8 protein-coding genes and 1 pseudogene are annotated in these 13,987 nt (G+C 44.0%); 8 read left to right on the forward strand and 1 reads right to left on the reverse strand.

The window, feature by feature from the left end; genetic code table 11:
* Positions 1-2 precede the first annotated feature (2 nt).
* The gene (locus DWW70_RS13475) at positions 3-1,481 is read left to right on the forward strand and encodes a C69 family dipeptidase (protein WP_118650050.1); all 1,479 of its coding nucleotides are present in this window, start codon (positions 3-5) and stop codon (positions 1,479-1,481) included.
* 18 nt (positions 1,482-1,499) lie between these two features.
* On the opposite strand, the gene DWW70_RS13480 is transcribed toward DWW70_RS13475, so the two are convergent.
* The gene (locus tag DWW70_RS13480; protein WP_022215944.1) at positions 1,500-2,387 is read right to left on the reverse strand and encodes an AraC family transcriptional regulator; all 888 of its coding nucleotides are present in this window, start codon (positions 2,385-2,387) and stop codon (positions 1,500-1,502) included.
* Between the two features lie 171 nt (positions 2,388-2,558).
* Between DWW70_RS13480 and malQ the strand changes: the two are divergent.
* The 7 genes and pseudogenes from malQ to DWW70_RS13510 all read left to right on the forward strand — a co-directional run.
* A pseudogene (malQ, locus tag DWW70_RS15515) lies at positions 2,559-4,037 on the forward strand (4-alpha-glucanotransferase); the annotation flags it as partial.
* A 48-nt stretch (positions 4,038-4,085) separates the two neighbouring features.
* Complete coding sequence (locus DWW70_RS15520) at positions 4,086-6,335, forward strand: glycogen/starch/alpha-glucan phosphorylase (RefSeq protein ID WP_055223647.1); 2,250 nt, start codon at positions 4,086-4,088, stop codon at positions 6,333-6,335.
* 203 nt (positions 6,336-6,538) lie between these two features.
* Positions 6,539-8,056 (forward strand): response regulator transcription factor, encoded by a 1,518-nt coding sequence (locus DWW70_RS13490; RefSeq protein ID WP_055272539.1) that lies wholly within the window; start codon positions 6,539-6,541, stop codon positions 8,054-8,056.
* 58 nt (positions 8,057-8,114) lie between these two features.
* Positions 8,115-9,827, forward strand: coding sequence for a sensor histidine kinase (locus tag DWW70_RS13495; protein ID WP_055223554.1), 1,713 nt, complete (start codon positions 8,115-8,117; stop codon positions 9,825-9,827).
* A gap of 476 nt (positions 9,828-10,303) precedes the next feature.
* Complete coding sequence (locus DWW70_RS13500; RefSeq protein WP_118650052.1) at positions 10,304-11,605, forward strand: extracellular solute-binding protein; 1,302 nt, start codon at positions 10,304-10,306, stop codon at positions 11,603-11,605.
* A 107-nt stretch (positions 11,606-11,712) separates the two neighbouring features.
* Complete coding sequence (locus DWW70_RS13505; RefSeq protein WP_118650053.1) at positions 11,713-13,107, forward strand: carbohydrate ABC transporter permease; 1,395 nt, start codon at positions 11,713-11,715, stop codon at positions 13,105-13,107.
* The gene (locus DWW70_RS13510; RefSeq protein ID WP_117550505.1) at positions 13,107-13,985 is read left to right on the forward strand and encodes a sugar ABC transporter permease; all 879 of its coding nucleotides are present in this window, start codon (positions 13,107-13,109) and stop codon (positions 13,983-13,985) included. Before DWW70_RS13505 ends, DWW70_RS13510 begins: the two co-directional genes overlap by 1 nt.
* The last annotated feature ends 2 nt before the right edge of the window (positions 13,986-13,987 follow it).

Below are 13,987 nucleotides of genomic sequence, written 5' to 3' on the forward strand. Positions count from 1 at the left end.
TCATGCCATGTACAACAATATTGGTAGGAAAAAATGCGTCTTATGACGGTTCAACAATAATAGCGAGAAATGACGATTCGGGTGCCGGTTCGTACACGCCGAAGAAATATGTGGTTGTGAAGCCGGAGGAGCAGCCAAGAATATACAAGTCGGAGATATCCCATGTGGAGATTGAACTTCCGGATGATCCGATGCGTTACACCTGTGTTCCAAATGCGCTGGCGGGCGAAGGAATCTGGGCGGCAAGCGGAGTGAATTCTGCAAATGTGGCTATGACGGCGACGGAGACCATAACCTCAAATCCAAGAGTGCTCGGCGCGGATCCACTGGTGTGCTATGAGCCTGCGGAGGGAGATAAGCCTGAGAAGACTGGAGGTATCGGCGAGGAGGATATAGTCAGCATTACACTTCCATATATAAAGAGCGCAAGAGAGGGCGTGAAGAGACTTGGCAGCCTGCTTGAGCGATATGGAACCTATGAGATGAACGGAATTGCATTTCAGGATGTAGACGAGATCTGGTGGCTTGAGACCATCGGAGGACATCATTGGATCGCGAGAAAAGTTCCTGATGATGTGTATGTTGTCATGCCAAACCAGTTTGGTATGGACGAATTTGATATTGCAGACGCAATGGGAGCGCAGAGCGAGTTCATGTGCTCGGCAGATCTTCCAGCATTTATAGAGAAGTATCATCTGAACGTGGAGAATATGGAGGACACGATCTGTCCACGGGATATATTCGGCAGCCACGACGATGCGGATCACGTGTACAACACCCCGAGGGCATGGTTCATGGAGCGGACGCTCAACCCGAATTCGGCAGTCTGGGACGGACCGGATGCGGACTTTACGCCGGTTTCGGATGACATTCCATGGTGCATGATACCAGAGAAGAAGATAACCATGGAGGATGTGAAGTATGTGCTTTCTTCGCATTATCAGGGAACTCCGTATGATCCGTACGGCAATTACGGCGACAATAAGATGCGCGGGGCATATAGATCGATAGGTGTGAACAGGACGGATTTCATGTCGGCGATCCAGATGAGACCATATGTTGGAGAGGATAACTGCGCTGTACAGTGGATAGCATTTGCATCGAATGCATTCAATGTCATGGTTCCTTTCTATGCAAATGTAGACACGACTCCTGAGTATCTGGCAAATACAGGGGCGGATGCTTCCACGGACAACTTCTACTGGACCAGCCGTATGATCGCAGCGATGGCGGACGCATCTTATGCGAAGTCGGTGTTCCATATCGAAAGGTACGAGGAGAAAGTCATGTCCAAGGCACATGAGATAATATACAGATATGATGATATTATGAATGAACAGCCATTGGGCGAGAAACTCCGCCAGCAGGCCAACCAGGAGACCACAGACATGGTGAGACGTGAGGCAAATGCAACCCTTGGCAGGGTCCTCTATGAACTCAGCAATCAGATGAAGAACTCGTATTCAAGATCTGATGCGTAGTAGGCAATGAGTGGCCGCTTACAGGTTATGATTATCCCTGTATTTACCCGGAGTCACGCCGTATTTCTTCTTAAACATCCTGTTGAAGTAGGACAGGTTGAAGAAGCCGCAGTTCTCCGCGACGGAGAGTATGCTCTCGTCATTGGAGGAGAGAAGTCTTGCGGCAACATTCAGCCTGAAGTCGTTCAGATATGATACAAATGACACCCCCATGGTGTTCTTGAAAAATCGCATAAAATGGGATTCAGAGAATCCACAGTAGGAGGCTATATCCGTTATGGATATGGCCTCTTTGTAATTTTCGTCTATGTAGGAGAGGATGAGTTTTGTTCTCTCCAGATCCCTGGCTCGGTTCTTCCTGTCTGCCTCATCCCTTGCGGTGGAGTTGGCATAGAGAATGTAGAAGAATTCAAAATAGCATCCCTTAAGTGCAAGGTGGTATCCCTTTGGCGTCTCTGAGCAGAGCTTGTCTACCCTGTTAAGACACGCGGAAAGAGACGGATATAATGGATCGTCCCTGTCATAAATACTCTTGATATCCACGTCGCCCGCCAGCAGAGGCAGGAAAAACTCGCTGTCCAGTGAGTCGTGATTTCTGGATCTGAACATGTCGACGGAGAAAAGAATATTCTCATATTCCATTGAATAGCCTTCGTGCTGGGAGATTCCGTGAATGTGTCCTGGCAGGATAATGACTATGTCACCCTCCTCAACATAGTGAGTTGTGAAGTCCACAGTCACATTTCCCTTGCCTTTTTTGATATAGATAATCTCCATAAATTCATGCCAGTGCAGAGACACAGAATTGAAGTCAAGTGGTATGGAGCACAGGTAAGTATTGTACGGAAACATCGGGTCCGCATGGGTCTTATTCTCCAGAAGATTTTCGTATTCAAGACTGTTCATATAACCATGTGCCTCCTTTTTGTTAATTCGACGATTTTTTACAGCTTTTACATATTGTACATCATCAAGATGATAGAATTGTACAATTAATTGCTTATATAATGCAAGCATAAAAGGGGAAATGCTAATAAAATACAAGCCATAACAGGAACTGTTCAGGAGGTATCATATATGAGTAAAGCGTTGGAGCGTGGCGCAGGAATACTCCTGCCGATAAGCAGCCTCCCATCACCATATGGAATTGGAACCATGGGAAGAGATGCTTATGATTTTGTTGATATGTTGAAAAGAGCAGGGCAGAAGTACTGGCAGGTGCTTCCGATAGGACCAACAAGCTTCGGTGACAGTCCTTATCAGTCGTTTTCAGCATTTGCGGGCAATCCGTATTTTATCGATCTGGATACATTGATAGCTGAAGGGCTTATCAAGAAAGAGGAGGTAGAATCCTACAAATGGGCTGACAGTGATGACGAGATCGACTACGCCAGAATATACAGACAGAGATTTGAAGTTCTCAGAAAAGCATTTGGCAGATCAGAGCACAAAGACAGCAGGGATTACGTAGATTTCATAGAGGAAAATGAACAGTGGATAGATGACTATGCGCTGTATATGGCGATCAAGGCTGATCATAACAATAGAGAATGGCTTGCGTGGGAACCGGCGATCAAGAAGAGAAAGCCGGAGGCTATGGCAGCTTACAGAGAAAAGCTTGGTGAAGACGTGGAATTCTACAAATTCCTTCAGTTCAAGTTCTACGAGCAGTGGATGCCATTAAAAGAGTATGCCAACAGAAACGGCATAAGCATCATTGGAGATATTCCGATCTATGTGGCACTGGACAGTGCTGATGTGTGGGCTAACACAGACCAGTTCCAGCTGTCCGGAAGCCTTGCACCGGCGGTTGTGGCAGGATGCCCACCAGACATGTTCTCAAGCTACGGACAGAAGTGGGGTAACCCGATTTATGACTGGGATGTCATGGAGAAGGATGATTTCGCGTGGTGGAAGAAGAGAATTGCTGCATCTGCAAAGCTCTACGACGTGATCCGTATAGATCATTTTATCGGAATAGTCAGATACTACAGCATCCCGGCAAATGGCGAGCCGAAGGATGGCTACTACAGACAGGGACCGGGAAAGAAACTCATCGATGCTATAGACAGTGCCATAGGTTCATCCAAGGTTATAGCTGAGGACCTCGGTATGGTCGTGCCAGAGGTTCAGAAACTTGTAAAGGAATCCGGTTATCCGGGCATGAAGGTGTTGGAATTTGCATTTGACGGCAATACGGCAAATGAATATCTGCCGCACAATCACGCAAAGAACTACGTAGCGTATATCGGAACCCACGACAATGATATGCTGAAAAGTTATATCAGCGGACAGAGTGAGGAGCTTCAGGAATATATGATGAAGTACCTCATGGCGAACAGCCTGGATGATGTGGCAGAGAAGATGATACATGCACTTTACATGAGCTCAGCGGACACGGTCATACTTCAGATGCAGGATATTTTGGGCAAGGACAACAGCGCCAGAATGAACTATCCATCAACGCTTGGCGGCAACTGGAAGTGGCGGCTTACCAAGGGAGCAACATGGGAATTTACACAGGAACATATAGATAAATTAAGGGATCTCACCAGACTGTATGGAAGAAACAGGGTGAAGACGTATATTTGTAAGGAGGATATTATGTTAAAGGACATTTGCATGAAGAAATACAACAAGGAGATCAAGGACTGCACAAACGAGGAGATCTACTTCGCACTCCTTGATATGACAAAGAAGCTCGCAGACGGAAAGGTTTCAGAGGAGGGACAGAAGAAGGTTTATTACATCTCAGCAGAGTTCCTCATAGGAAAGCTTCTCTCGAACAATCTCATCAACCTTGGTGTATTTGACGAGGTTAAACAGGTGCTTGCTGAGAATGGCAAGAGCATCTATGACATAGAGGAGGTTGAGCCGGAGCCATCACTTGGAAATGGTGGTCTTGGAAGACTTGCAGCATGCTTCCTCGACTCCATGGCAACCCTCGGACTTCACGGAGATGGAATTGGACTTAATTACCACATGGGTCTGTTCAAGCAGGTATTTGAGAACAATTACCAGAAGGAGACTGCAAATCCTTGGATTGAGGCAGACAGCTGGCTCGAGAAGACAGACGTTACCAACACGATCACATTTGGCAATCTGAAAGTCCAGTCAAGAATGTACGATATAGATGTAACCGGATACGAGAACAGAACAAATAAGCTCCACCTCTTCGATATCGAGAGCGTTGACGAGTCCATCATGGAGCCGGGCGGAATTAACTTCGACAAGACAGACATTGCAAAGAACCTGACACTCTGCCTGTACCCGGACGACAGCGATGAGGCTGGAAATCTTCTCCGTATCTACCAGCAGTATTTCATGGTGGCAAATGGTGCAAAGCTCATTCTTGATGAGGCTAAGGCAAAGGGTTCAAATCTTCACGATCTGGCTGATTATGCAGCAGTTCAGATCAATGATACACATCCTTCAATGGTGATCCCTGAGTTCATCAGACTTCTTACCGCTGAGGGCATCTCATTTGACGAGGCTACAGAGATCGTGACAGAGGTGTGCGCATACACCAACCATACTATCCTTGCAGAGGCTCTTGAGAAGTGGCCGCTTGCTTACCTTGAGAAGGTTGTTCCACAGCTTGTTCCTATCATCAAGAAACTGGATGAGAAGGTTCGTAACAGATACAAGGATGAGAGCGTATATATCATCGACAAGGATCAGAGAGTGCACATGGCACACATTGATATACACTATAGCCACAGTGTAAACGGTGTTGCATACCTTCACACAGAGATCCTCAAGGATTCTGAGCTGAACAACTTCTACAAGATTTATCCTGAGAAGTTCAACAACAAGACAAATGGTATCACATTCAGAAGATGGCTTCTCCACTGCAACGAGCAGCTTGCAGCTTATATCACAGAGCTCATCGGTGACGGCTACAAGAAGGATGCAGAGAAACTGAATGACCTCGCTAAGTTCTATGATGATGATGCAGTCCTTGGCAAGATCATGGATATCAAGAAGCAGAACAAGGTCGTTCTCAAGGATTACCTTAAGGAGACACAGAACATTGACATAGATGAGAATTCTATCTTTGATATACAGGTTAAGAGACTTCATGAGTACAAGCGTCAGCAGATGAACGCACTCTGGGTTATCCACAAGTACTTCGATATCAAGGCAGGAAATCTTCCAAAGACTCCTGTGACTGTAATATTTGGTGCAAAGGCAGCTCCTGCATACACCATCGCAAAGGATATCATTCATCTCATCCTCTGCCTGCAGCAGCTCATCGATAATGACCCAGAGGTAAGTCCATACCTCAAGGTTGTCATGATCGAGAACTACAATGTGTCAAAGGCAGCAAAGATCATACCTGCATGTGACATTTCAGAGCAGATCTCACTTGCATCAAAGGAGGCATCAGGTACCGGAAACATGAAGTTCATGCTGAACGGCGCGCTTACACTCGGAACAAGAGATGGTGCAAATGTTGAGATTGGAGAGCTTGTCGGCGAGGACAACATTTACTTCTTCGGTGAGTCAAGTGAGGCAGTCATCGACCACTATGCAAAGGCTGATTATGTGTCAAAGGATTACTACGAGCAGCCTGAGATCAAGAAGCTTGTTGATTTCATCGTGAGCGATGAACTCCTTGAGATCGGACAGAAGGAAAGCCTTGAGAGACTTCACAACGAACTTATCGTAAAGGATTGGTTCATGACACTCCTGGATGTTGAGGATTATATCAAGACCAAGGAAGGCGTACTTGCAGACTACGAGGACCGTAAGACTTGGGCAAAGAAGGCACTTGTCAACATCAGCAAGGCTGGATTCTTCTCATCAGACAGAACCATCGCTGAGTACAACAAGGACATTTGGAGATTATAATATAAAACTTAGTTTATTTCACAGCAGGGGACGGAGGGGTCAGGCACCTCCGTCCCCTTTTGGTGCCCTATTTGATTTAAATAAAGAATTCTTGTGATGGTTTTAGGTGGCATATGAGAAGTAAGTCGGTTATAATTGAATAACGAAAGTTGGAATGTGATACGAAATCAGTTCACATCAAGAAAAAGAAAGGCAGTGGAGAGATGTATAGAATACTGATCGTTGATGACGAGAGAATAGAGAGAAATGGGATAAGATTCCTTCTGAAAAAGCTGAATATGGAATTTGATATCGACGAGGCAGTAAACGGTCTTGATGCATTGGAGAAGATACGTCAGGAGGATTATGATATCCTTCTAACCGATGTGAAGATGCCATTCATGGACGGTATAGAACTCATTGACAATGTGGTAAATGAGAAGAAGAAAATGAGATGCGTGATATTCAGTGGCTGCAATGAATTTGACTATGCAAAGAGAGCGATAAGGCTGGGGGTTGTGGATTATATACTGAAACCGGTCGATCCGAAGGAGTTTAAGGAGACGCTGGAGAAGGTTGTGGATGAGCTTGAGGCGGCTAAAGCCTCGGATGAACTCAAGAATAAGAGCATGGAATTCCTATATGAGCATGCACTATATATGCTTGTAAATGGCGAAGATATAGAGAGCATACGCAGAGAGTACAACGGTCTGAACCTCGATTTTGCCAGATTTAAGAGAATTCTGCTGGTAGAATTTAATCACGATTTCTTTGGAAGACGAGATGTGGATTTCAAGAAAAATGAGAAGATAATGTCACTTGGAATACAGAGATACCTAAATCTGAACCAACAGCAGGAACTTATTTTCCTGGGCGATGAAACAGATGCGGTTTCCACGGCCCAGGAGCTAGCCAGGATAATTAAAAGTGATTACGATGAGGAATGCTTTATAGCAGTTTCATCGGATATAGAGAAACCTGAGGACATGAAACAGAAGGTCGATGAGCTTGATGAGCTCATGGACAATAAGTTTTATCATCCGGAGATAAAGGTGTTCTACCCGAATATGGAGAGCGATTCGTCAGGAATGATTCAGTTTGATGATGACACTCTTATGAAACAGATGAAACAAGACATCAAGATGAAGGATGTGGATGCACTCAGAGAGCATTTTGACAAATTCTGTGAAAAGTACAGGCACAAGAATGAGTGTTCACAGATATATATAAAGTTTCTCTACTCAAATCTTTTAAAGGACATATATGGCAGTATAGATGGAACAGGTGAGGCGGATCTTAACAAGGATGTTGAAAAGATGTATATGACGACGGATTTTCAGAGCCTTACAGGTCTCGTCGAGGTTGCGATAGACAGACTGGCGGCCTGCTTTGAGGACAAGAGTCAGACCGGACATAAGGAAGTGGAGATGGTAAAGCAGTATATTTACAGGAATTACGGGAGCGAGCTTGGCATAGATATGCTTGCGGATATGGTATATCTTGCCCCAAGTTATCTCAGCACAGTGTTCAAGAAAGAGACGGGACAGAATCTGAGCAAATTTATCAAGTCATATAGAATGGAGCGGGCAAGGGATATGCTTGAGAATAGTATGGCAAAGATTGTAGATATAGGTGCGATGTGTGGTTATCAGAATGTATCCTACTTTTGTTCGAGTTTCAGGGAGTTTTATGGAGTGAGCCCTCAGAAATTCAGGGAGAGCGGTGTTACAGGAGAAGAGTAGACATACAGCAGACTTGGCAAATGGCGAGTGCAGAACTCGTTAAGCAGGGGGATCGTAGATGAACAAAGGTGGACTCAAGAAGAGATTTCGTGATATGAGGCTGACCGGCAAAATGGTTGTTATTTATCTGCTTGCCGGACTTGTGCCTGTTATGATAATACTGGGTATAACATACATGGAGATGAAAAAGATTCTGTGGGACCGGGAGACAACGATACTGAAATCTTATGTCAGCCAGACCACGGATTCCATGGACAATGAACTGGAGATATATAACAATCTCTCTAAATATATATCGTATAACCAGTCGATTGCAAAGATACTGAGTGCGGACCAGTCGGCATACCAGAATTATGAGCAGTTCAGTACGGTGATCGATCCTCTGCTGGCATCGATCATGTATTTCCATGAGGATGTAAATCAGGTCACGATATATACTGATGCCAGCGATGTGAAACATGGGTCAACAGTTGCACCGTTAAAAGATCTGGCGGATGGAACGCATGCATATGATGATCTGGATAACAATATACACTGGCATATTGATCTGGAAAGCCGAACTGCATTTTCAGTCAGCCGGATGGCTATGCTGGAGCAGAAAGGTGCCAAGGGCGTTTTGTATGTAGGCGTGGATTATGACAGTGTATTTCAACCGTTTTATACAGAGACAATGTTTGATAATTATGGGCTTATCATAGAGGATGAGTATGGACATATGATATTCAACAAGAATACATTTGCCGATGAGCAGTCAGCATATGAATTGGATGTGGATAAATTCGATGTTCTGAGAGAGATGGAAAATTCAGGGTATCAGTTCATAGATAAGACGTCCAAGGCGACCGGCTGGAACATATGTGTATACAAACCGAACAGACTTATAATCTCATCGGTTCGTCCGATACTTATAATAGCGGTGGCGGCACTTCTGGTAAGTATGCTCGCAGGTATATTATGTATAAATATGGTATCAGAATTTATAACGAAGCGAATCAAAAATCTTCAGAAGACTATGAAGGCCACCGAGACAGGAAATCTGGGCATGGTTATAGAAAATGACAGTACAGATGAGATTGGTGATCTTATAAATGGCTACAACAGCATGAGTAAGCGCCTTGATGAGACTGTCAATGAGGTATATCAGAGCAAGATCAAGGAAAAAGAATACGAGATGAGGGCACTTCAGGCCCAGATCAACCCGCATTTCCTGTACAATTCTCTGTCTATGATCAATTGGAAAGCCCTTGAGGCGGAGCAGGAAGACATAAGCCGGATCACCTTGTCTCTGTCCACATTCTACAGGACAGCTCTGAACAAAGGAAAAAACATCCTGCTTGTCAAAGATGAGATAGCAAATATCAAGTCGTATCTTGATATCCAGCTTGCCATGCATGACAACAGCTTTGATGTGGTGTACGACATAGATGACAGTATCTTAAAATATGAAACATTGAATCTGATACTCCAGCCGCTGCTTGAAAACGCGATAGGGCATGGAATTGACGTCAAGACTGATGGCAGAGGAGAGATACGCATAGAGGGAAAGGAGAATGGAGATTTCATTGACTTTACCGTATCTGACAACGGTGTCGGTATGACAAAGACCCAGGCCGCCCTGATCCTGTCCAAGTCGTCCAATGGCTACGGTGTGTCAAATGTAAACGAGAGGATCAAGCTATATTATGGAGAGAAGTACGCGGTGAAGATCGAAAGCACCCCGGGAGCTGGCACGAAAGTAATGCTCCACTTCCCAAAGAGAGTAGAAAACTAGAAAATCATACAAAAATACAAAGAGTGGATGTACCTCTTGAAGCATATTAAAGCTCAAGAGGTACATTTTTTTATACTTTATAATAACAAAACCAGTTATCGGCGAAAAATAAAACAGAATCTATATATGTAATAAAATCTATATATGAGAGACATAATAACATTGCTAATATTCTTTTGACTAAACCAGAGTATATCTTATATAGCCGCCTTGTGTGATATAGGAGATCCGCAACTGTATATGCGGTCGAAGGGCGGGCAGACAAGCGTGCTACGGCCGCATATACAGTGGCGGATCTCCGCGGCACACGCCCGCCCATCAAAAAAATTCAACATATCTAAAAAATCCAACATGATTCTAAAATCATTGATATATACGGATTGGAAACGTTTTCCTATAATAATGACATAAGGTAAAGGTACTGCAAAGGTGTTAAAAACATTCAGTCAAAACTATATTTTTAAGGAGGAACGATTATGAGAGTTAAGAGATTTGCAGCAGTTGCACTTGCGGGTGTAATGGGAATGTCAATGCTGGCAGGATGTGGAGATTCAGGAAAGGATGAGTCAACAACAGCAGCAAAGAGTGATGCAACAGAGGCTACAGATGCAACAGAGGCAGCTTCAGAGGAAGAGGCAATCAAGACAACACTTACAGTATGGGGACCAGCTGAGGATCAGTCACCTGATTACGGCGAGTGGTTACAGACAACATGTGAGGCATTCAAGAAAGAGCATCCAAACTGGGATATCACATTTGAGTATGGTACATGTAGTGAGGGTGATGCAGGAAAGACTGTTACACAGGATGTTTCAGCGTCAGCAGATGTATACATGTTTGCAAATGACCAGTTACAGACTCTGATCGATGCAGGTGCTATCTCAGAGCTCGGCGGAAGCACAGCAGATTATGTTAAGTCAACAAATTCACAGGCGATCGTAGATTCTATCACAGTTGATGGCGGTATCTATGGTGTGCCATTTACAACAAATACATGGTTTATGTACTACAACAAGAAGACATTTACAGAGGATGATGTAAAGAGCCTTGACACAATGCTTGAGAAGGGTAAGGTTTCATTCCCACTCACAAACTCATGGTACATCGCAGCATTCTACCTTGCAAATGGCGGAACATTATTCGGTGATGGTACAGACAATGATGCAGGAATCAACTTCGGTGGCGACAACGGCAAGGCTGTTACAGACTACCTTGTAGATCTTGTAAACAACAAGAACTTTGTAAACGATGAGTCAGGTGTTGGTATCTCAGGTATGACAGATGGTTCAATATCAGCAATGTTCTCAGGCTCATGGGACTACGCAGCATTACACGATGCACTTGGAGATGATCTCGGAATCGCAGTTATGCCAACAGCCAAGATCGGCGGTGCGGACAAGCAGCTCCTCTCATTTGCAGGATCAAAGGCAATCGCTGTAAATCCTAACTGTGAGTATCCACAGGTTGCAGTTGCGCTTGCACTCTACCTTGGAAATGAGGCATCACAGGAGTCACACTACACAGCAAGAAACATCGTTCCATGTAACACAAGCCTTCTTGAGAGCGATACAGTTAAGGGCGATGCACTTGTAGCAGCTCAGAATGCAACATTCGATACAACAGCATTCATCCAGCCATTTGTTCCTAAGATGGGCAACTACTGGACACCAGCAGAGAACTTTGGTAAGTCTCTCGTAAATGGTGAGGTTACACATGACAACGCAGCAGATATGACAGAGTCATTCAACACATCACTTAACACTGATGTAGCACAGTAAAAAATACTAGTTATATATTTCAAAAACAGGTGCTCCATTCATCTACAGGTGATGGGGCACTTGTAATAAGAAGAGATAATGATTTACTTTGAGACGGAGGTGTTAGGATGGCTCAGGCTATAACAAATAAAAAAAGTAAAATGAAGAAAATACGAAGATCTGATTACCCATATACCGTTGCACAGGCAGTGGCAAATGGAGACATAGCTACCAGAATTTCATTTCTGATCTTGGGGTTTGGAAGCATAGTCAGAAAACAGTTTGTAAAGGGATTTTCGTACCTGGTACTTGAGGTACTGTTTATATGGTTTATGATAAAGCACGGAGCATCACTCCTGGTGGATCTCTTCCATCTGGGTGGTCAGGAACAGCAGAAGGTCTGGAATGATGCAAAGGGTGTATTTGAATATACACAGGGTGACAACTCTCTGCTCATGCTCCTGTACGGTGTGGCAACACTGTTTATAATTTTCGCATTCATCTGCCTTTGGGTAGTAAGTATAGAGAGCGCATACAAAGCGTATTGCCTGTGGGATAAAGGCAAAAAGGTTCCAAAGTTCAAGGACGATGTGAAGAGTCTGTTTGACAGCAATCTTCATGCTTTTCTTCTTCCTCTTCCTGTACTTGGAGTTGTTGTATTTACGATATTGCCATTGGTTTTCATGATCTTTATGGCATTTACGAATTACAGCAAGCTTGATTCACATACAGTTATATTCAACTGGGTTGGACTGAAGAATTTTGCAAAGATATTGAACTTTAGTGATGCAATAGGAAGTACATTCTGGTCAGTGCTTGGCTGGACGCTTGTTTGGGCTGTGGCAGCCACATTCAGTAACTACTTCCTTGGAATGATACTCGCAATGGTGATCAACAGAAAGGGAACCAGGGCAAAAGGTATGTGGAGAGCGATTTTCATGCTCTCAGCAGCGGTTCCGCAGTTTGTATCACTTCTTCTGATGAGGACTATCTTCAGTCAGAATGGTATCGTCAATACATTACTTATAAATAACGGAATAATCGACAATGCTATTCCATTCTGGAGCAATGCAACACTTGCCAGAGTCATGGTAATTGTCATCAATATCTGGATAGGAATTCCATTTACCGTCATGCAGGTCACAGGAATTCTCCAGAGCATACCGGAGGAGATATACGAGGCTGCGAGAGTTGACGGCGCAGGCCCGGTAAAGATCTTCTTCAAGATCACTCTTCCTTATATGTTGTTTGTCACAGCACCATATCTGATAACAACATTTGCGGGAAATATCAACAACTTCAACGTTATCTACCTTCTGTCAAATGGAGCGCCTACTCCGGTTGGAAAGACTGCCGGAAAGACAGACCTTCTTGTCACATGGCTCTATAAGCTGACGGTTGATAACCAGTACTATAACTTAGGTGCTGTTATAGGTATCATGACATTCATAGTTCTCGCTGTTGTGTCACTGGTAACTTACCACAACACCGCATCATATAAAGATGAGGAGGGATTTCAGTAATGGCTAAATCAAATAATAATGAGATTAAAGCAAGAAGCAAATGGACACTGGGAGACATCGTGGTTCATATCATACTGGTAATCCTTTCGGTTATCTGGGTACTGCCGATCGCATGGATAATCATGATAAGCTTCAGAGGAGAGAAAGGACAGTATGTTTCAACTCTGTTGCCAAAGTCTTTGACTCTGGCGAACTACACAAAGCTTTTTACAGACACAGGTATCCTGAACTTTATGCAGATGTTCAAGAATACTTTGATAATAGCAATTTTCTCATGTATAATATCAACAGCGTTCGTGCTTGCAGTTTCATACTGTATGTCAAGAATGCGTTTCAGACTGAGAAAGCCATTTATGAATGTGGCACTTATACTTGGAATGTTCCCGGGATTCATGGCTATGATAGCAGTGTATTACATCCTTAAGGTTCTGGGACTTTCAGAAGGCTCACTCATCAGGGTTGCTCTGGTACTCGTATATTCAGGCGGTTCAGGACTTGGATTCTATATCGCCAAAGGATTCTTTGATACTATACCAAAGTCGCTGGAAGAAGCAGCATACCTTGATGGTGCTACAAGATGGCAGTCATTTACAAGGATAATCATACCACTCAGCCGTCCGATCATAGTTTATACGGTTCTGAATTCGTTCCTTGCACCATGGATTGATTTCGTGTTTGCCAAGGTTATATGCAGAGCCAACAAGGACTATTACACAGTATCCATCGGACTTTGGAACATGCTCGAGAAAGAGTATGTGTACAACTGGTTCAACTCATTTGCGGCTGGTGCAGTGCTGATATCCGTACCGATTATCATTCTCTTTATGTTAATGCAGAAGTGCTACAAGGATAGCATGTCTGGAGGCGTAAAGGGTTAAGG

It is taken from the genome of Coprococcus sp. AF16-5 (genome assembly GCF_003479365.1).
In the GTDB taxonomy this organism is placed as follows: domain Bacteria; phylum Bacillota; class Clostridia; order Lachnospirales; family Lachnospiraceae; genus Coprococcus; species Coprococcus aceti.

Excerpts from the sequence above, each read along its gene's own strand:
- DWW70_RS13475 (WP_118650050.1), top strand. The coding sequence starts at position 3 with ATGCCATGTACAACAATATTGGTAGGAAAAAATGCGTCTTATGACGGT.
- DWW70_RS13480 (WP_022215944.1), bottom strand. The coding sequence starts at position 2,387 with ATGAACAGTCTTGAATACGAAAATCTTCTGGAGAATAAGACCCATGCG.
- DWW70_RS15520 (WP_055223647.1), top strand. The coding sequence starts at position 4,086 with ATGTTAAAGGACATTTGCATGAAGAAATACAACAAGGAGATCAAGGAC.
- DWW70_RS13490 (WP_055272539.1), top strand. The coding sequence starts at position 6,539 with ATGTATAGAATACTGATCGTTGATGACGAGAGAATAGAGAGAAATGGG.
- DWW70_RS13495 (WP_055223554.1), top strand. The coding sequence starts at position 8,115 with ATGAACAAAGGTGGACTCAAGAAGAGATTTCGTGATATGAGGCTGACC.
- DWW70_RS13500 (WP_118650052.1), top strand. The coding sequence starts at position 10,304 with ATGAGAGTTAAGAGATTTGCAGCAGTTGCACTTGCGGGTGTAATGGGA.
- DWW70_RS13505 (WP_118650053.1), top strand. The coding sequence starts at position 11,713 with ATGGCTCAGGCTATAACAAATAAAAAAAGTAAAATGAAGAAAATACGA.
- DWW70_RS13510 (WP_117550505.1), top strand. The coding sequence starts at position 13,107 with ATGGCTAAATCAAATAATAATGAGATTAAAGCAAGAAGCAAATGGACA.